15 protein-coding genes are annotated in these 19,423 nt (G+C 69.6%); 6 read left to right on the plus strand and 9 right to left on the minus strand.

What is annotated here, in order from left to right:
- The first annotated feature begins 86 nt into the window (after nucleotides 1–86).
- Nucleotides 87–2,144: an Ig-like domain-containing protein gene (locus tag BOSE127_RS11495; protein ID WP_017886375.1), complete on the plus strand. Its 2,058-nt coding sequence runs from the start codon at nucleotides 87–89 to the stop codon at nucleotides 2,142–2,144.
- Between the two features lie 70 nt (nucleotides 2,145–2,214).
- Here the strand turns inward: BOSE127_RS11495 and BOSE127_RS11500 are convergent, their stop codons facing one another.
- The 5 genes from BOSE127_RS11500 to BOSE127_RS11520 form a co-directional block, all read right to left on the minus strand.
- The gene (locus tag BOSE127_RS11500) at nucleotides 2,215–2,625 is read right to left on the minus strand and encodes a heat shock protein transcriptional repressor HspR (RefSeq protein ID WP_027464889.1); all 411 of its coding nucleotides are present in this window, start codon (nucleotides 2,623–2,625) and stop codon (nucleotides 2,215–2,217) included.
- Between the two features lie 126 nt (nucleotides 2,626–2,751).
- Entirely contained in the window at nucleotides 2,752–3,756 is a 1,005-nt protein-coding gene (locus BOSE127_RS11505; protein WP_017886377.1) for a DnaJ C-terminal domain-containing protein, read from the minus strand.
- A 41-nt stretch (nucleotides 3,757–3,797) separates the two neighbouring features.
- The gene (locus BOSE127_RS11510) at nucleotides 3,798–4,457 is read right to left on the minus strand and encodes a nucleotide exchange factor GrpE (protein ID WP_017886378.1); all 660 of its coding nucleotides are present in this window, start codon (nucleotides 4,455–4,457) and stop codon (nucleotides 3,798–3,800) included.
- Nucleotides 4,458–4,459: 2 nt separating this feature from the next.
- Nucleotides 4,460–6,325, minus strand: a complete 1,866-nt coding sequence (dnaK, locus tag BOSE127_RS11515) for a molecular chaperone DnaK (RefSeq protein ID WP_017886379.1) — start codon at nucleotides 6,323–6,325, stop codon at nucleotides 4,460–4,462.
- A gap of 270 nt (nucleotides 6,326–6,595) precedes the next feature.
- The gene (locus BOSE127_RS11520) at nucleotides 6,596–6,886 is read right to left on the minus strand and encodes a hypothetical protein (protein ID WP_139179641.1); all 291 of its coding nucleotides are present in this window, start codon (nucleotides 6,884–6,886) and stop codon (nucleotides 6,596–6,598) included.
- A 226-nt stretch (nucleotides 6,887–7,112) separates the two neighbouring features.
- On the opposite strand from BOSE127_RS11520, the gene BOSE127_RS11525 reads away from it, so the two are divergent.
- Entirely contained in the window at nucleotides 7,113–10,916 is a 3,804-nt protein-coding gene (locus BOSE127_RS11525; RefSeq protein WP_159557256.1) for an Ig-like domain-containing protein, read from the plus strand.
- A gap of 151 nt (nucleotides 10,917–11,067) precedes the next feature.
- Here the strand turns inward: BOSE127_RS11525 and BOSE127_RS11530 are convergent, their stop codons facing one another.
- Nucleotides 11,068–11,529, minus strand: coding sequence for a DUF3060 domain-containing protein (locus BOSE127_RS11530; protein ID WP_156155317.1), 462 nt, complete (start codon nucleotides 11,527–11,529; stop codon nucleotides 11,068–11,070).
- Between the two features lie 97 nt (nucleotides 11,530–11,626).
- Here BOSE127_RS11530 and BOSE127_RS11535 point away from each other — a divergent pair, with 97 nt between their 5' ends.
- Nucleotides 11,627–12,772 (plus strand): glycosyltransferase, encoded by a 1,146-nt coding sequence (locus tag BOSE127_RS11535; RefSeq protein ID WP_159557258.1) that lies wholly within the window; start codon nucleotides 11,627–11,629, stop codon nucleotides 12,770–12,772.
- A gap of 82 nt (nucleotides 12,773–12,854) precedes the next feature.
- Here the strand turns inward: BOSE127_RS11535 and BOSE127_RS11540 are convergent, their stop codons facing one another.
- From BOSE127_RS11540 to BOSE127_RS11550, 3 genes are read right to left on the minus strand one after another with little or no spacing between them, the layout of a single operon-like run.
- Entirely contained in the window at nucleotides 12,855–13,979 is a 1,125-nt protein-coding gene (locus BOSE127_RS11540; protein WP_031259360.1) for a glycosyltransferase, read from the minus strand.
- Nucleotides 13,957–14,550: an arsenate reductase/protein-tyrosine-phosphatase family protein gene (locus BOSE127_RS11545; RefSeq protein ID WP_017886384.1), complete on the minus strand. Its 594-nt coding sequence runs from the start codon at nucleotides 14,548–14,550 to the stop codon at nucleotides 13,957–13,959. The genes BOSE127_RS11540 and BOSE127_RS11545 overlap by 23 nt, the downstream gene beginning before the upstream one ends.
- Nucleotides 14,547–15,884, minus strand: a complete 1,338-nt coding sequence (locus BOSE127_RS11550; RefSeq protein WP_159557260.1) for a hypothetical protein — start codon at nucleotides 15,882–15,884, stop codon at nucleotides 14,547–14,549. Before BOSE127_RS11550 ends, BOSE127_RS11545 begins: the two co-directional genes overlap by 4 nt.
- 83 nt (nucleotides 15,885–15,967) lie before the next feature.
- On the opposite strand from BOSE127_RS11550, the gene BOSE127_RS11555 reads away from it, so the two are divergent.
- The 3 genes from BOSE127_RS11555 to BOSE127_RS11565 are packed head-to-tail and all read left to right on the plus strand — an operon-like array spanning nucleotide 15,968 to nucleotide 19,367.
- Complete coding sequence (locus BOSE127_RS11555; RefSeq protein WP_159557262.1) at nucleotides 15,968–17,377, plus strand: polysaccharide biosynthesis tyrosine autokinase; 1,410 nt, start codon at nucleotides 15,968–15,970, stop codon at nucleotides 17,375–17,377.
- A complete protein-coding gene (locus tag BOSE127_RS11560) occupies nucleotides 17,377–18,453 on the plus strand; it encodes a polysaccharide pyruvyl transferase family protein (protein ID WP_159557264.1) in 1,077 nt (358 codons plus the stop codon). The genes BOSE127_RS11555 and BOSE127_RS11560 overlap by 1 nt, the downstream gene beginning before the upstream one ends.
- Nucleotides 18,450–19,367, plus strand: coding sequence for a glycosyltransferase family 2 protein (locus tag BOSE127_RS11565; RefSeq protein WP_159557266.1), 918 nt, complete (start codon nucleotides 18,450–18,452; stop codon nucleotides 19,365–19,367). The genes BOSE127_RS11560 and BOSE127_RS11565 overlap by 4 nt, the downstream gene beginning before the upstream one ends.
- Nucleotides 19,368–19,423: the final 56 nt, after the last annotated feature.

Here is a 19,423-nt window from a genome sequence, read left to right on the forward strand (position 1 = left end):
GCATGGTGATTGCACTCGCGATATCAACAGCCTGTGTATTTCACATGTCAATACACTGGGAGTCCCCCCACCAGAAGGAGCCCTCAATGGCATCCACATCGTTCCGGAGCGCCGCGGTCGTCTGCGGCGTCCTCACCGCTTCCCTCGGCTTCGGCTTGCTGACGCCCGCGGCCGCCACCGCTGCCACCGCCACTCCCGCAGCCGCCTCGTCGTCGGACTCCACCGTGCAGGAGACTCTTCCGGACTTCGATTCCATCCCCGTCGATCCCTCGCTGGAGGCACTGCGCTTCTCCATCGACTGGAGCACCCCGTGGTCATCCCGCATCGTCGGCGGACGAGCCGGTGGTGGCGACGACGTCTGGCTCGTCAGCGGCAACCAGGTGTACGACCGGAGCACCACCGGCATCTTCTTCCTCGTCGTGCAGGACCGCCACAAGGACGAACCGCTCGAAGCGATCCGCGTCCACACCGCCGCCGACGGCACCCAGACCCGCGGCGAGCGCACCCCAATCCCCCGCACCATCAAGATCGACGGACTGCAGCAGCAGAACACGTTCACGCCCGGCACCACCCACTTCGCCGGCAGTGCGACCGCCGGTGCCACGATCGTCGCGAAGGACACCACCTCGGGCGCCACCCTGTTCACGACCGAGGTCAGCGGGGCACGCAACGGGACCGGCACCTGGAACGCCGATGCCGACCTCGCCGACTCCGACCACGTGATCACCCTCACGCAGACGACGACCGACGGTCGGAAGAACGAGCTCCGCGACGTGCGGTTCTCGCCGGCGGCATCGGAGGCGCCGCAGGCGCCGACGGTCGTGCAGAAGGGGCGCGTCCTCGACGGGTCGTTCGTCGTGGCGGGTTCCGTCGCTGAGGACGTCGACTCGGTCGTCGTGCAGGACGAAGCCGGCTCCACCATCGCCGACGCCAGCCTCGGCGAGACCGGCTACTCCGCTCGGCTCCCGCAGGACCGCGTCGGCTCCACGGTCTACGTCGTCGGACGCACTGCCGACGGCACCTCCTCGGCCCGCGTGCCCGTCGCGCTCGAGCAGCTGCCGATCGACCCGACTGCCGCCGCACCGTCCCTCCGGTCCGTGTTCGTCTACCCGGACGGGCGCGTCCAGGTGGTCGGGGAGCGCGATGACGCTCCTGGGCTCTGGATCCTCGACGGAGACCGCGTCGTCGGGCACACCACCCGCGCCGATGCGGTGTGGAGCTACACGATCGCCGCCGCCGCGACCGGCAAGCAGCTCGACATGGTCAACCTGGTCTTCAACGGCCGCGACTTCAGCGGGACATCGGAGCGCGTTGCGCTTCCCCGCCTCCTGCGGGTCGAGGGCCTCGCGGACGAGAACGACTACACGCCGGGCAAGCGGGCGTTCGCCGGCACCGCCGAGGCCGGCGCGACGATCACCGCGACCGACCAGCGCGGCCAGCGACTCTTCGAGACGAAGGCAGACGGCGCACGGTCGGGCGTGGGCACCTGGGACGCCACCGCCGACCTGACCAGCAAGGACGGGTACGAGGTCACGTTCACGCAGACCACCGCCGACGGACGCTCCTCGGTAATGCGCAACATCGCCTTCACCACCGAAGACGACGCCGTCGCACCGCTCGTGGTCACGTCCCCCGGGATGAACGGCACCGCCTCCGGCCCCCGCCCCACCTTCACCGGCACGGGCCAGGCCGGGTCCACGATCGAGATCCGCGGCACCTCCCGCGTCGTCGGGACCGCCGAGGTCAACGCCGACGGCAAGTGGAGCGCCACGTCGAGCATCGACCTCGGCCGCGGCAGCTACGCCCTCACCGCGAAGCAGACCACCACCGGCAACGCCACCAGCGAAGCCCCCGTCCGCTTCTCCGTCACCGCCACGGCAGCGCCGTTGACGGTCACGTCCCCCGGGATGAACGGCACCACCACCGGACCCCGCCCCACCTTCACCGGCACCGGCCAGGCCGGCTCGACGATCGAGATCCGCGGCACCTCCCGCGTCGTCGCGACCGCCGAGGTCAACGCCGACGGCAAGTGGAGCGTGGCGTCGAACATCGACCTCGGCCGTGGCAGCTACGCCCTCACCGCGAAGCAGACCACGCCCGGCAACGCCACCAGCGAGCTCCCCGTCCGCTTCACCGTCAAGTAAGCCACACAGCCCACACAGAACGCCCCCGGTGACCACTCGGTCACCGGGGGCGTTCGCCTGTCGATCCCCGTCAGCGCGGTCCGCGGTACAGGACGATCTGCGTGTTCCGCTGCGGCCGCGACCCCGCCTTGAGCGAGATCGCCGCACCACTCGCGGTGGCGGCGAAGACCCGCGCACCGGGCCGGTTGATGAGCTGGTCGGCCAACGCCGACTCGAGTTCGCGCACCCGGTCGCGCAGCGCCTTGTTCTCGTTCTCCAGGTCGAGCACCCGCCGGATCCCCTCCAGCGACACCCCCTCGGAGCCGAGTCGCGCGATCTCGCGCAACTGCACGACATCGCGCATCGAGTACCGCCGCGACCCACCCCGGGTGCGACCCGGCACGACCAGGCCGAGCCGGTCGTACTGCCGCAGCGTCTGCGGGTGCATCTCGGCGAGCTCCGCAGCGACCGCGATCGCGAAGACGGGCGAGTTCTCGTCCATGTCGGTCATGGCGCGTTCCTTTCCGTCGTCCGCGTGGGGTGGAAACCAGCCTGGAGGAACGGCGAGCGTCCGTCAGGAAGCCGCGCCGTTCCTCCAGGCCGGGTCTACTGCATTGCGTGCGCGACGCTAGTCGCGCGCCTTGGCGAGGAGGTCCTCGCGGGGGTTCTCGTCGGGCAGCGCAGCCGCAAGTGCCTCGACGGCCTCGCGCTGCTTGTCCGACAGGTGCGACGGCACCGCGACCTGGACGGTCGCGAGCAGGTCGCCCGTGCCGTTCTTCGTCGTGACGCCGCGGCCCTTGACGCGCAGGACGCGACCCGACGGCGTGCCGGGGGCGACCTTGAGCTTCACGGGCGAACCGCCGAGCGTCGGGACCTCGATCGTCGCGCCGAGCGCTGCCTCGGTGAACGTCACGGGGACGTCCACGCGCAGGTTGAGCCCGTCGCGCTCGAACACCGGGTGCTTCCGCACCGACACGGCGACCACGAGGTCACCGGCCTCTCCGCCATCGGGCGAGGGCTCGCCGCGGCCGCGCAGACGGATCTTCTGACCGTCGGCGACGCCCGCGGGGATGCGGACGTTCACCGGTCGGCCGTTGCCCTGCGACAGCTTGACGGTGTCACCGGCGATCGCCGTGGTGAAGTCGAGGGTCGTCGACGCCGTGACGTCGCGGCCCTTCGTCGGCCCGCCGAAACCGCGGTAGCCGCCGGAGGTCTGGCCGAAGCCGCCACCTCCGCCGAACATCCCGCCGAGGATGTCCTCGAATCCACCGGCACCGCCGGGGCCACCCTGGCCGAAGCGGACACGCTGTCCGCCGCCGCCCTGCTGCCCGAACATCCCGCCGAAGACGTCCTCGAAGCCGCCCTGGCCCCCGCCGCCCGCTGTGAAGCGGGCGCCGGAGCCCATGGCGCGGACCTGGTCGTACTCCTGGCGCTGCTCCTTGTCGGAGAGCACCGAGTACGCCTCGCTGATCTCCTTGAAGCGGTTCTCGGCGGCGGCGTCACCCGGGTTGGAGTCCGGGTGGAACTGCCGCGCGAGCTTCCGGTACGTCTTCTTCAGCTCGGCGTCGGAGGCGTCCTTGGACACGCCGAGGACCTTGTAGAAGTCCTTGTCGAACCAATCCTGACTGGCCATGGATCACCTGCCTTCTTCTGTCGTCACCGTGGGGACCCGGCTCAGGCCGGGACCGCCACCGCGACCTTGGCCGCGCGGAGAACGCGCTCACCGAGCTTGTAGCCCGGCTCGACGACGTCCGCGACGGTCTGTCCGGTGGCGCCCGGGGTGGGGAGCTGGACGATCGCCTCGTGGATGTTCGGGTCGAACGCCTCGCCCTTCTCGCCGATCTGCACGAGCTTGAACTTCTCGAAGCCCCCGCGGATCTTCTGGCCGATGACCTGCATCGGCCCCTCGGCGAGGTCACCGTGGGCCTCGGCCCGGGTGAGGTCGTCGAGCGCCGGCAGCAGGGCCCGCACCACTTCGGCGATGGCGACCTCGCGGTTGGCCTCCCGGTCACGCTCGACGCGCTTCCGGAAGTTCACCAGCTCGGCCTGCGCACGGAGCATGTCCGCACGCATCTCGGCGACGAGGTCACGGTCCTCGGTGCTGAGCTTGTCCTCGGCGATGCCGCGGGCTGCGTCGGCGAGCAGCGCTTCGTCCTCCGGGGAGAGGTCGTTCGCTGCTTCGGCCGCCGGGCCCCCGGCGGCGGGGCCGTCCGTCGGTACTTCGACGTCGGGCCCCTCCGCCTCGATGAGGTCCTCGGGCTCGGCCGCGTTCGTGGCGTCGCCCTCGACCTGGGGCTCGTCCTCGTGGGGCGCGTTGTCCTTGGGATCCGTCATCGTTACTTCTTGTCCTTGTCGTCCTCGTCGTCCACGACCTCGGCGTCGACGATGTCCTCGTCGTCGGCCGGCTGCTCACCCGCGGGCTGCTCGCCACCGGCGGCGCCGGCTGCTGCGTCCTGCTGGCTGTAGATGGCCTGGCCGAGCTTGCCCTGCGACTCGTTGAGCTTGTCGAAGGCGGTCTTCACGGCGTCGTCGTCCTCGCCCGCAAGAGCGGACTTGAGCGCGTCGACATCGGCCTGCACCTCGGACTTGACGTCCGCGGGGAGCTTCTCGTCGTTCTCCTTGATGAGCTTCTCGATCGAGTAGACGAGCTGCTCGGCCTGGTTGCGACGCTCGTTGGCCTCGCGACGTGCCTTGTCCTCGGCGGCGTGCTCCTCGGCTTCGCGGACCATGCGCTCGATGTCCTCCTTCGGCAGCGACGAGCCGCCGGAGATGACCATCGACTGCTCCTTGCCGGTGCCCTTGTCCTTGGCGGACACGTGCACGATGCCGTTGGCGTCGATGTCGAAGGTGACCTCGACCTGCGGCACACCACGGGGAGCCGGGGCGATGCCGGTGAGCTCGAAGGTGCCGAGCGGCTTGTTGTCCCGGGTGAACTCGCGCTCGCCCTGGAAGACCTGGATGGCGACCGACGGCTGGTTGTCGTCAGCGGTCGTGAAGGTCTCGCTCCGCTTGGTCGGGATCGCGGTGTTGCGGTCGATGAGCTTCGTCATCAGGCCGCCCTTGGTCTCGATGCCGAGCGACAGCGGCGTGACGTCGATGAGCAGGACGTCCTTGCGCTCGCCCTTCAGCACACCGGCCTGCAGCGCGGCACCGACGGCGACGACCTCGTCCGGGTTGACGCCCTGGTTCGGGGACTTGCCACCGGTCAGCGACTTGACGACCTCGGCCACGGCGGGCATACGGGTCGAGCCACCGACGAGCACCACGTGCGCGATGTCGTTGACCGAGACACCGGCTTCCTTGATGACGTCGTTGAACGGCTTCTTGGTGCGGTCGAGCAGGTCGGAGGTCATCTGCTCGAACTGTGCGCGCGAGATGGTCTCGTCCAGGTTCAGCGGGCCCTCGGCGGTGAGCGTCAGGTACGGGAGCTGGATGTTCGCCGACATCTGCGACGACAGCTCCTTCTTGGCCTGCTCAGCCGCTTCCTTCAGGCGCTGCTTGGCGATCTTGTCCGTGGACAGGTCGACGCCGTGCTCGTCCTTGAACTTCTTGACCAGGTAGTCGACGATGCGCTGGTCCCAGTCGTCGCCACCGAGGCGGTTGTCACCGGAGGTCGCGCGGACCTGGATCGTCGAGAAGTCGTCGTCCTTGCCCACCTCGAGCAGGGAGACGTCGAACGTGCCACCACCGAGGTCGAAGACCAGGATGAGCTCGTCTTCCTTGCCCTTGTCGAGGCCGTAGGCCAGTGCGGCCGCGGTCGGCTCGTTGATGATGCGGAGGACGTTGAGGCCGGCGATCTCACCGGCGTCCTTCGTGGCCTGACGCTCGGCGTCGTTGAAGTACGCCGGAACGGTGATGACCGCGTCCGTGACGTCTTCGCCGAGGTACTGCTCGGCGTCGCGCTTGAGCTTGCCGAGGGTGCGGGCCGAGATCTCCTGCGGCGTGTACTTCTTGCCGTCGATCTCGGTGGTCCAGTCGGTGCCGACGTGACGCTTGACCGACGCGATGGTGCGGTCGACGTTCGTCACGGCCTGGCGCTTGGCGGTCTCGCCGACCAGGACCTCGCCGTCCTTCGTGAACGCCACGATCGACGGCGTGGTGCGCATGCCCTCGGCATTGGCGATGACGGTGGGCTCGCCACCTTCGAGAACGGAGACGACGGAGTTGGTGGTTCCGAGGTCGATGCCTACTGCACGTCCCATGTGTTGCTCCTCTTGCTTGGGGGTAAGTCGTTGGACTTGCGTCCGATGGACTCAACCCTACTCCTGAGTCACCTGGAGTCAACTTCAGGGAGCACAGACCTGCGCCAATCCCACTCAACTCCCAGCCGGGACGCCCGCGAGGTAGCACGTTCGTATGTTGGTATTTCACGTGATATTCTGAATACACATGCGCCGTTGGAGTCTGTCCACGGGCGTGCCCCTTCCCGCACAGCCGCCGTCGCGCGGCCTGTCCTGAAAGATGCACATGTCTCACAAGAAGAGGGCATCGACTGCCCTCAAGTCCATGGGTGCGGCCGGGCTGGCCGCTGCCACCATCGTGTCCGGCCTGTCATTCGGTGCAGCAACGGCGATCGCTTCGCCCGAGCCCCGGTCGATCTCGACCCAGGCCACCGCCTCCGGCAAGTTCGTGATGAAGTCCAGATCTAACTCGACCTGGTGGGCTGTCGGATCCAATCTCAGCGCCACAGCCCATTCATCGCTCGCCGCCGCGAAAGCGGCTGCTGCGACTGCAACATTCACTACGGGTACTGGCGAGCTCAAGATCGGATCCTCGTGCATTGTCCCGGCACCGTCGGGCTTCACCCACGACTACACCGTTGGATCTTGCGGCAACGCGGTGCAGATCAACCTCAGTGGCGGCACCCTCTGGGAGGGTTCTTCCCGGATCGGTATCTGGCCGTACTCGAATGAGCCAGCATGGCTTGGGAAAGGCCAGACAGGTTACGAACTCGCGACGTACGATGAGATTTTCCCGAGCACCCGAGCCATGACCGCGCAGGTGACGAAGGTGAACAACATCGCGAGGACCGCTGAGGTGTCGGGTACGGCAACGCCGAACGGCACGGTGACGATCGGCAACAAGACCGTCGACGTCAACTCGAGCGGCAACTGGTCGATGACCGTCGAAGGGCTCTCAGTCGGGGCGAACTCCCTCACCGCGACGCAGCGCTTCAACAACGCGCGGGTCGACGAGAAGACTGTCACCGCGACGATCGTCGAGGGCGGCACGCTCGTCGGTGTCGACCAGGGCCCGATCGAGCTCGAGCGCGGCGAGAGCACCCCGGTGCCGTTCGTGGTCGAGAACCGCGAGGCGCGCACGAACACCGACGGCACGGTCACGCTCGACGCACCCGAAGGCACCACGTTCGACCAGCAGGCCACGGTCCAGGGCCAGATGCGTGACGTCGGAGAGGACGACTGGGCGAACACCACGTCCGTCCCGCTGACCGACGGTTCGCGGTCGAATGACGGCAAGACCATCACGTTCGATGCCGAGTGGGCCGCGAACCACCCCGCAGACGAGCAGTACCGCTTCATGGTCGGCGTGACCGCTGACGAGGACGCTCCCGCCGGTTCCGACGCAATGGAGTTCTCCATGCCGGGCACCAGCAGCAAGGGCGACTTCCTGGCTGAGGGCACGACGACCACCACCATCGAGACCAACGTCGTCGACCTCGTGGCCGACATCGCTTCGATCGACCACGCAGGCAAGTCCGCCGTGATCTCGGGTACCGCAACTCCGGGCGCGACGATCACGATCGGCGACGAGAGCACCGAGGCCGACGCCGAGACCGGTGCGTGGAGCATCACGGTCGACGGCCTCGAGCGCGGCACGAACGCACTCCACGTGGTGCAGGAGATCGAAGGCGAGGAGCACGACTCGAAGGACCTCGACGTCGTGATCAACGACGCCGCGATCTCTGGCCAGGCCGGCACCGCAGTCACGCTCGAACGTGGCGAGGTCACCTCGGTGGAATCCCTTTTCAAGACGAACGGTTCGATCAGCCGCCCGCAGGGCAAGGTCGAGTTCACCGCTCCCGAGGGCACCACCTTCGCCGCGGACCAGAGCACGATCGAGGGTTCGTTCAAGAAGCCGGGTGACGACGCCTGGACGAACTCGGCCATGACCCTGACCAACGGGGTCCGTTCCGCGGACGGCACGAAGTACACCTACGACTTCGCGACGACCACCACGACCTGGAACCTTCCCGACGCGTCCCTGATGCGCTGGAACATCGACGTGAACACGCCCGAGGACGCCGAGGCCGGCACCTTCCCGATGCGCACCGTGCTCAGCGGTACCGCCACCGAGGGAGCGTTCAACACCACCAGCACCACGCAGGCCACGGTCGAAGCCGCCGAGGTTCCCGCACCGGACGCGCTCGTCGTCACCACGCCGGCCGACGGCTCCACGGTCGACTCCAAGCGCCCGGTGTTCTCGGGTACCGGCGACGAGGGTGCCACGATCGAGATCCGCGACGCCGACGACAACCTCATCGCGACCACCGTCGTGAAGGACGGCGCCTGGAGCGTCCCCGCGACCGCGGACCTCGCAGACGGCTCCTACGAGTTCGACGTGATCCAGACCCCGCTCACCGGGGCACCGAGCACCGAGAAGGTCTCCTTCACGGTCGCGACGAACCCGCTCACGACCGAGCTGACCGCGGTCGGCGCGTTCGATGACGACGTCACCAAGCCCGCGACGATCTCCGGCGACGCCACCACGGGCGCGACCGTGATCGTCAAGGACAGCCTCGGCAACGAGGTCGGCCGCACCGAGGCAGTCGACGGGAAGTACTCGATCCCGGTCCCGCCGTCGTTCGCCCACACCGGCGTCAACGACTTCACCGTGACCCAGACGAAGAACGACACGACCTCGCCCGAGAAGGACGTCTCGCTCGACTACGGCATGCCGGCACCGATCCGCATCACCAGCCCGGCGAACGGCTCGACGGTCCAGAAGGACGGCCTGACCTTCACCGGTACCGGTGACGAGGGCGCCCGCATCGACGTCCGCGGTTCCGTCCGAGCCATCGCGACCGGTACCGTCACCGACGGTGTCTGGAACGCACCGGTGACGATCGACCTGTCGAACAACGTCTACAACCTGCGCGCCGTGCAGACCACCAAGGGCGGACTCACGACGCAGGTCCCGATCACGATCACGATCACCGACGAGGCGCCGGTTGCTCCGCTGACCGCGACCGCCGCGTTCAACACCACGGACGAGAACCTGCCCGCGACGATCACCGGCTCCGCCAACCCCGGCGCAACCGTCACCGTGAAGGACAGCAACGGCGACACCATCGGCACCGCCATCGCCACCAACGGCCGCTACACGATCACGATCCCCGCGAACAAGGCCCACTTCGGCGTCAACGACTTCACCGTCACCCAGACCGTCCGAGGCCAGGTCTCCGCACCACTCGACCGCTCCCTCGACTACGGCAACCCCGCAGCCCCGGTCATCCAGACCCCGGCCAACGGCGCCACCGTCACCAACGGCTCCATCCGCTTCACCGGCACCGGAGCCACCGGCGCCAAGCTCGACATGCGCGGCAACAGCTCCTCCGTCGGTGACACCAAGATCACCGACGGCGCCTGGACCGTGGACGTCACCCGCCAGCTCAACCCGGCGGTCTACGACCTCCACGCACTCCAGACCAGCAAGGGCGGCCTCACCCAGCGCGTCAACATCACCGTCACCGTCCGCAACGAGGCGCCGGTTGCTCCGCTGACCGCGACCGCCGCGTTCAACACCACGGACGAGAACCTGCCCGCGACGATCACCGGCTCCGCCAACCCCGGCGCAACCGTCACCGTGAAGGACAGCAACGGCGACACCATCGGCACCGCCATCGCCACCAACGGCCGCTACACGATCACGATCCCCGCGAACAAGGCCCACTTCGGCGTCAACGACTTCACCGTCACCCAGACCGTCCGAGGCCAGGTCTCCGCACCACTCGACCGCTCCCTCGACTACGGCAACCCCGCAGCCCCGGTCATCCAGACCCCGGCCAACGGCGCCACCGTCACCAACGGCTCCATCCGCTTCACCGGCACCGGAGCCACCGGCGCCAAGCTCGACATGCGCGGCAACAGCTCCTCCGTCGGTGACACCAAGATCACCGACGGCGCCTGGACCGTGGACGTCACCCGCCAGCTCAACCCGGCGGTCTACGACCTCCACGCACTCCAGACCAGCAAGGGCGGCCTCACCCAGCGCGTCAACATCACCGTCACCGTCCGCAACGAGCAGATCACGGCGCTGACGGCCAACGGGGTCTTCGACCGTGACGTCGAGCAGAACGCCGTCGTCTCGGGCAACGCCCAGACCGGGGCGGACGTCATCGTCCGCGAAGGCACGACGATCATCGAGAGCGTCAAGGCCGTCGACGGGAAGTACTCCGTCACGATCCCCGCCACGGTCGCCGGCGTCCGCACCTTCACCGTCACCCAGACGGTCAACGGCACGGTCTCGGCGCCCAAGACGGCGACGCTCGACTACGGCACGCCCGCGGACCTCGTCATCGAGACCCCCGGCAACGGTGGGACCCTCCGAGGCGACCAGGTCGTCTTCACGGGGACCGGTGCCCCCGGCGCCAAGGTCGTCCTGAACGGCACCGTGAGCCGCCTGGGCTCCGCGACGGTGAACGGTCAGGGCGCCTGGACGATCTCCGTCGAGCGCACCCTCACCCCGCAGGCGTACACGCTGTTCACCAAGCAGATCACCAAGGGCAACCTCAACGGCCCTGCTGACCAGCGCACCATCAACGTCATCCGGTAACACCACCAGCACCACGCGACGGGCGCCCCTCCACCAGGAGGGGCGCCCGTTCCCGTGCGTCAACCGCGATGCGGGAGGAGAACAGCGGGACAGAACGACGAATGCCGCCGGCCTGGGGCCGGCGGCATTCGTCGTTCTGCGTGTGTGTCGATCAGCGCGTGCGGAACACGTTGTCCTTGCCGTCGTCGCTGATCTTCGGCTCGTTGTCACTGGTCAGGCGGTTGCCGTCGGTGGTCACCCGCACCGAGCCGACCTGCTTCGCGGCGATGTCGTTGATGGAACCGGAGACGACGAGTTCCTCGACGTTCCCGAGGTGCACGACCGCGTTGCCCGCGGTGATCTCCACCGACGCGCAGTCCCCGACGGTGACGTCCTTGTTGGCCTGGTCGACGACGGCCTTGCCGTCCTTGCACCCGGCCCGGACCTTCCCGATGTCGGCAGGCGGGTTCGAGAAGACCTGCTCGTCCGCCTGGGCCGTCGCGCTCGCACTCGGCTTCGGGGTCGGCTTGTCGTCGCCGGTGCCGGAGCACGCGGTCACTGCAGCGAGGATGCCGACGGCGGTCAGTCCGGTGACGAGCAAGCGGCGGACGGGAGGATGGGAGCTCAGGGCCATGGTGTGTTCCGATCTGGAGCGGGAGGTGTCGGGCGCGTCATCGGACCCGCGGACATTTGTATGTCACGTTCTATACAATACTTGATATGCTGAATGCATGACAACTGATCGGTTGCCTCTGGTGGCCTTCCTCAGCCACTCCGCAGCCCTCTCCGGGGCAGAACTGCTCGTCGCCCGGGTGACCGCCTCGTGCACGAGGATCGAACCGATCGTGGTCCTCGGCGAACACGGCCCGCTCGAGGAACGCCTCGCCGACTCCGGGGTGCGCTGCCAGGTCGTTCCCCTCGATGCGACCGTCCGGCACCACACCGCCACCACGGGAGCTGGGCTCCTCGCGAAGACGGTCAGCACACTCCGCGCCACCCACGAACTCACCCGCGTCCTGCGCGCGCTCGGTGTCGACGTGCTGACGACCCACTCGGCGAAGGCACACATCTGGGGTGGACTCGCCGGGCGGCGGGCCGGGATCCCCGTGGTCGCCCACGCACACGACCTCGTCGGTGCCGATGGGTCGTCGCGAGTCAACGCAGCGCTGCTCCGGCTCGCGTTCGCGGTCCTCCCCCGGACGGTGGTCGCGAACTCCCGGACCACGGCCCGGTCGCTCGGTCGCCTGCCCCGGCCCGTCACCGTCGTCGCCTGCCCCGTGTCCGTCCCGGCGGAACCAACGCCGCACACCGCTCCGGTGTGCACGATCGGCATGGTCGGACGCCTCACGCCGTGGAAGGGTCAGGACGTCGCCCTCCGCGCCTTCGCGGCCGCCCGCGCGTCCGGTCTCGACCCCGACGCACGGCTCCGTCTCGTGGGCGCACCGCTGTTCGGCGCCGACGACGCGTTCGCCCGGTCGCTCCACACGCTCGCGTCCGAACTCGATGTGCAGGACTCCGTCGACTTCCGTGGGCACCAGCACGACGTCGCCGCCGAGATGTCCGCGTGTGACTTCGTCGTCCACGCCAGCACACGCGCGGAGCCGTTCGGACAGGTCGTCATCGAGGCCATGGCGCTGGGCAGGGCCGTGATCGCCAGCGATGCGGGTGGCCCCGCCGAGATCATCACCCACGATCAGGACGGCCTCCTCGTCCCGCCCGGCGACGTCGCAGCGCTCGCGTCCGCCATGGTGCGACTGGCAGACGGCCAGGAGGCCCGTGGCCGGCTCGCCGACAACGGCCGTCGGACCGCCAAGCGGTTCGATCTCCCCCGCGTCGTCGCGCAGCTCGAGGCGATCCTGGTGGCGGCCGCCCGCTGACGCGGGACGGCGGCACTGCACGTGCGCGGCGCCTGCCGCGGGCCGACCCGGCGACGACTGGCGGGCCTCCTGGCCGGGCGCGTCAGGAACGGACCGCGCTCGGGATCCCGGTCCACGCGCCGATCTCGCGCCGGAAGCGTGTGGTGGAGAACGTGTCGGCCCGCGCTCGGCAGTCCGCACCGTCGAGTCCCGCAGCCGCCTCGACGGCCGACCGGATCGTCGACGGGGCGAAGTCGTGCAGGACGACACCGCTCCGACCGGGCTCCACCGAGTCGCACGCGCCGCCGACGGCGTTCACGACGACCGGCGTGCCGAGCGCCATGGCCTCGACCGGCATGATGCCGAAGTCCTCCACCGGTGGGAACACGTAGACGGCTGCACGCTGCAATAGTGCCGCCAGGAGCGCGTCGGACGGCCGGACGACGATGCGGACGTCGACGTCCGAGTCAGCGGCGAGCGCCCGGAGCCGTTCGAGGTCGGGTCCGTCACCGGCGAGCACCACCGGCCGCGCAGATGCCCGGCCGGCCTCGATCACCACGTCGAGTCGCTTGTACGGCACGAACCGGGACGCACCCAGCAGGAAGCCCGCGGGCAGCGACTCGAGCAGCGCACGCTCACGGTCGTCGAGCACCTGCGCCCAGTCGTCGACAGCGGTGAGTCGTTCGACCCCGACGGGCGGGTGGATCACGACCGCATCGACGTCCCAGCTCGCTCGGATGCGCTGCTGCACGAAACGGCTGTTGGCCGCGACGTGCCGGAGCGCCCCGCCCCGACGGCGGTCCACTGCACGGAGCGCGGGACCCGCGACCCGTGCGGCGACGGACGCGCCGCGGGCATCGAGCTCCGGGTTCCAGAGGTACCGCGCCGGTGTGTGCACGTAGGTGAACTGGCGCTCGGGATCGACACCGGGCACACGGGCCTGGTGCGCGAACAGGTGCGAACTGACGAGCGCCCAGTCGTACGGTCCGAGGTCGCGCAGCCCGTGCGACCACAGCGCGGGGAGGAAGGGGACGGCCAGGGCCTTGCGACCCCGCAGCGGCGTCGGCGCGAGGGCGCTCTCGATCACCCGCCGGCCGGGGTACCGGCCAGGGGCGTCGTTCCAGAGGCCGAAGAGATCGGCGTCCGGGTACTCGTCCGCCATGGCGTCGAGGACACGTTCGGCGCCGCCGACCGCTTCGATCCACTCATGCACGAGCAGTCCGCGCATCTCGAGCTCCTTCCGTCGCTCGTGCGGCACAGGCGACGACGGCGTCGATCGCCTCGTCGGCCAGCGCGCACATCCGGGCGTGGTCGGCGTCGTCCCCACGGACCGGGTCGGCGATGTCGTCCGCCTCCGGCTCGGTGGGGGCGGTGCCGAGTCGGGAACGTGCGACCAACCTGGGGAAGTCGTCCCAGAACCCCGCGCCGACGGCGTCCTGACCGAGGAGCGGACGGACGAGCCGTTCGAACTCGCGCAGCGTGAACGTCCGCCGCAACAGCGCGGGAGCGATGTCGAGCACCGCGGCACGGTGCTGGCGCTCCAGGGTGAGCACGAGCGCGGGGCCGTCGAGCACGCGTGCCGTCAGGGGCGTCCCCGCGAAGCCGGAGGGATCGGCACCGTGGCGCAGGACGGCGTCGGACGAGCGCGGGAACATCGCCGCCCCGTGCTCGGCGGCGGTCCCTGCGCTGGACACCCGGAACGTTCCCGGGGCGACGGCGTCCAGGCGGGCCCGGAGCACGCGTTCGACGTAGGGGGAACGACAGACGTTCCCTTCGCAGACGATGAGGATGGCGATCACGATCGAGTTCCTGTCAGTGCGGGGACGGTGGGCCGGCGGGTGGGAATCGTGGGCCGGAGGGTGGGGACGGCGGTCGGGACCCACGTCGGGGTCGCGCAGGCCGCGATGAGGACCCAGAGGACCGGGGTCGAGAAGTCGGGCGTCCCGACGACCTTGGCGACGACCAGCGCGACGAGTGCCGTGGCCGCCGCGACCGTGCCCGGACGCCGGATCGCGGTCGCGACGATGCCCGTGACGAGTGCCGCGAACGCCGCGGTGCCCGGGATGCCGACGGTGGACAACAGGGACATGCCGAACGACGACGGTCGGTTGCTGCCGATGCCGGCGCCCATCCCGAGCGTGTCCGCGAGGACGCCCCAGCTGAACGTGTCCGCGCCCGTCCGGGAGTCGTACGACTTGCTGTCCACCTTGTCGACGACGAGTTCCCGGATCGGCGCGAGCAGGTGGTCACCGGCGACCAGGGCGACCAGGGCCGCAGTGAGCACGCCGATGACGAGCCACGGGGTGCCGACGCCACCGCGGACGACGTACCGGACGGCCAGGACGACGATGCCCAACCCGATCACGACGGCGGATGCGACGACGGCCGTGCCCGAGGACGCCTGCAGCAGGTTGGAGCACGCGAGGGCTGCCGCCGCGGACCAGAGGAACCGGGGCCGCCCGGTGGAGCGCAGCGCCGCAACGACGAAGAACGCGACCGCGGGCAGGGAGAACGCGGCGAGCTCGCTCGGTTCGCTGAAGACCCCGCGCAACCGGTCCTCCGTCGTGGTCCAGGCGTACGCCACGTTCGGCAGGGTGTCGAAGAGGGGAGCCGTCACGTCCGCTCGGAACAGCAGGAGGAAGCCCCGGATGCTCGTCGTCACCGTCCCCACGACCAGCGCGACACCGACCGCGAGGACGGCACCCCGGACGCGCACCAGGTAGAGCGCGCAGCAGGCGGCGAGGAGCAGGTAGGCGAGCTGTGCGCCGTTGCTCACCGTGTAGGCGAGCACACCGGGGTCGGCCACCTGGTGATCGACTCCGCCGCGCGAGACGAGGACCCGGATGCCGCCGAACATCCACGGAGCCAGCGCGGTGATCACCGTCGTCCACGCGAGGAAGACGGCGAACGCGTTCGCTGTCCAGTGCGACGTCCCCAGTCGACGCGTCCCGAGCAGTGCGCAGGCGCTGGCTGCTGCCGCGACGGTGAACAGCGGCACGCCGTTCCCCCCGACGACGACGCCCGCGGAGTACGGCAGCCCGGCAGCCGCCCCGATGACCACCGGCAACCACTCGGGACGCACCGTCAGTCCGACGCCGAGCGCGACGAGGAGCAGGGTTCCGAGGACGGTCATCCGCGCTTCCTCCACTTGGTTGCGTAATATTTCATATCAACTACTATGAGTATCACACATCGAAACCCGAAGGAAAGGCTCGGATGACACTCGCGCAGTTCATCGACGTGCTCCGGCACCGCTGGATCTCCATCGCCGCGGTGCTGCTGCTCGCGACCGGACTCGCGGCGGCCTTCTCCGCGGTCCAGGCACCGCAGTACCGGGCGACGAGCGAGGTGTTCGTGTCCGTGGCGGGCGGGGCCTCGGTCACCGACCTCAGTCAGGGCAACACCTTCTCGGCCGCCCGGGTCAAGTCGTACGAGGAGCTGGCGGTCACGCCCCAGGTGCTCGGGCAGGCCGCGAAGCAGCTCGGGCTGCCGGGTGGCGGCGGCCTCGGGCGGGTGGTCACGGCGGAGTCGAAACGCGACACCGTGCTCATCTCGATCAGCGCCACCGACGAGTCCCCGACGCAGGCCGCCGCCATCGCGAACGCCGTCACGGAGCAGCTGGTGAAGGTGGTCGACCAGGTGGAGAACGAGGGAGCCGCCACCGACGGCCTCGTCCACCTCAGCGTCTTCCAGCCCGCCACCGCTCCGAGCACGCCGTTCTCGCCCCGACTGGCGGTCAACACCGCCATCGGTGTGCTCGCCGGACTCGCGCTCGGCATCGCCCAAGCCGTCCTCCGCGAGGTCCTGGACACCCGCCTCCGTTCGTTCGAGGCGCTGCGCCGACTCACCCACGCGAGCGTGCTGGGCGAGTTCGCCATGGACGAGACGATCGCGAAGGAGCCGCTCGTGTCGTTCGACAACCGCTACAGCACACGCGCCGAGGCGTTCCGCCAGCTCCGGACCCACCTGACCTACACGAACCTCGACGGAGACGCGCAGAGCATCGTCGTCACCAGTGCGACGCCGGGCGAGGGGAAGTCCTCGACCGCCGTGAACCTCGCGCTCATGCTCGCGCAGAACGGATCGCGCGTCGTCCTCGTCGACGCCGACCTCCGACGGCCGACCACCGGCACCTACCTGGGCATCGAGAGCCGCGTCGGACTCTCCACGGTCCTGACCCGGCAGGTCGCCCTCGACGACGCCGTCCAAGAAGTCGGCGCGGACACCCCCCTCCACGTCCTCGCCGCGGGGCGCGTTCCGCCGAACCCGAGCGAACTCCTGAGCTCGAGCCGCATGGTCGAGCTGGTCCGCGAACTCGAGTCCCGATACGAGTACGTCATCGTCGACGCCCCTCCGATGCTCCCGGTGACCGACCCCGCTGTGCTGGGTGCGATCTGCAGCGGTGTCCTGCTCGTGGTGAGCGTGGACGGGCGGACCAGACGAGCAGACTTCACCGCGGCAGAGCGGACCGTGACCCAGGTCGGTGCGCGCCTGCTCGGCCTCGTCGTGAACCGTCTGCCGGTGCAGCGCCGCGCGAAGACCTACTACAACTACGAGCCGTCGGCGCCGGTCAGCGAGAGCCCTCGTCGATCGTCGCGAGCTCGTCGCACCCCGGAGGACCACTGATGAAGCCGCCCGCACGCCGTTCACTCGTCTACCTCGGGTGGCAGGGGAACGCCAACTTCGGCGACGACCTGCTGTACGAGACCTGGCGCGCTGCGCTCGACGACCCCCTCACGGTGCAGGCACCGCTCAACGCACGCGACTACCTCCGAGCGGCGCCACGATTCGGGCTCGACCGGCTCCGCACACTCGGCGCGGAACGGGTCGTCCTGCTCGGCGGTGGGACGTCCGTCGGGTTCGCGTCGTGGGCCGAGCACGCACGGCTGGCGATCCGCAACTTCGGCGCGGACGGCCTGATCGGTGTGGGCCTCGGTGCCGCGTCGGCATCGGACACGTACTCCCTGGCGCAGCAGCGGCAACGCTGGGAGGCCTGGCGCACGCTCGAGCGGCTGCACGTCGCCGGCGTTCGCGGTCCCCTCACCCGGGACGAGATCTCCGCACACCTGATGCCCGTCGACATCAGCGGTGACCCGGCGCTGCTCTACCCCCTCGTCCGGCACGTGCCCAGGCCCACCCGGGCTGCTCCGCGCATCGGCGTGAGCCTCGGGTCCGATCCACACTCCCGCTTCGACGTCGCCACCGTCGCCGCGGCCGTCGACGAACACGCGCGCGACGTCGGTGCCACCGAGGTGGTCGCGTTCGCCCTGTCGACAGCCGACCAGGCCGCCGCACGTCACCTGTCGGACCGTCTGACGACGGCGTCGGTCGTCCACGCCTACACGGACGTCGCTGCGACGATGGCCGCGATCGGCAGCTGCGACCTCGTGGTGTCGGAACGACTGCACGGCGCAGTCGCCGCGGTGTCGCTCGGCATCGCGACGGTCCCGCTGTCCTACGCCTCGAAGTGCGACGACTTCTGGTCGAGCGTCACCGGTCGTGCCGCCCCCGTCACGGTGGGCCATTCGGCGGACGACCTGGTCGACGCGATGCGTACGGCCGAACAGGAGCGTGCGGGCATCGCCGACCGTGTCGGCGAACTGCAGGACCGCTTGCAGCGGATCAGGGGCGAGCTGCTCGCCTGGAAGTCGGGGACGCGCTCGACGACGGACCTGCTGACGACGAGCACGGTGTCGGTGTGAGCGCCGTCGCAGGGGCCAGCCACCGCATCCACCTGGTCATCTCGACGATCCGCTCGCCGGAACACATCGAGCGGTGCCTCGACTCGATCCGCCGAACACGATTGCCGGTATTCGTGACCGTGGTCGAGCAGCGCCCGACGCCCGACGCGCTGCCGCTCCTCCGGGACCTGATCGAGGCCGGTCACGCAGAACACGTGCACGAGCCCGTCGTCCGTGGAGTCAGCCGCGGCCGGAACCGCGGGCTCGCCACGATCCGTGGGGACATCGTGGCGTTCCCCGACGACGACTGCTGGTTCGACGACGGCGTCCTCGAACTCCTGTCCGAGCGGATGGACGACCGGAACCTCGACGGAGCAGCGATCCCCTGCCGTGCGAGTGACGACAGCGGCACGATGCTCCGCTGGCGTCGACGAGCATGCCGGGTCACGAGCTGGCGGGTTCCCCGGACGATCGTCGCCGCAGGCATCTTCCTGCGGCGAGAACTGCTCGAGACGCACGGGCTCTTCGACGTCGCGCTCGGTACCGGTTCGGCGACGCCGTTCGGTTCGGGCGAGGAGAACGACCTCGTCATCCGTGCACTCCGTCGCGGCGCCCGCATCGCCTACATGCCGGACGTGACCGTGCGGCACGGCGACTTCCGGCACGACGGCATGACGGACGAGACCCTGGCCAAGGTGCTGCGGTACAACCGGGGGTTCGGCCGGGTGCTCCGGAAGCACCGGCTCCGCGGCCAGGCGGCCTACTGGGTCACTCGCTCGATGGTGGCCGTCCTCGTGGCCCGGGTGAAGCGGGACCACGATGCGACCCGGTTCCAGCAGGCACAGCTCCGTGGCCGGTGGCAGGGGTGGCACGGAACGGACGACCACGGCGTGCACCACGCGTTCGACCGGGGCACGACGCCGCAGCACGGGTGACGCGAGTCGCCCCGCGGCGCACCAGGTGCACCGCGGGGCCACTCGGAGTCGCTCGG

Source organism: Curtobacterium sp. 8I-2 (assembly GCF_902506155.1).
Classification (GTDB): Bacteria; Actinomycetota; Actinomycetes; order Actinomycetales; family Microbacteriaceae; genus Curtobacterium; species Curtobacterium poinsettiae.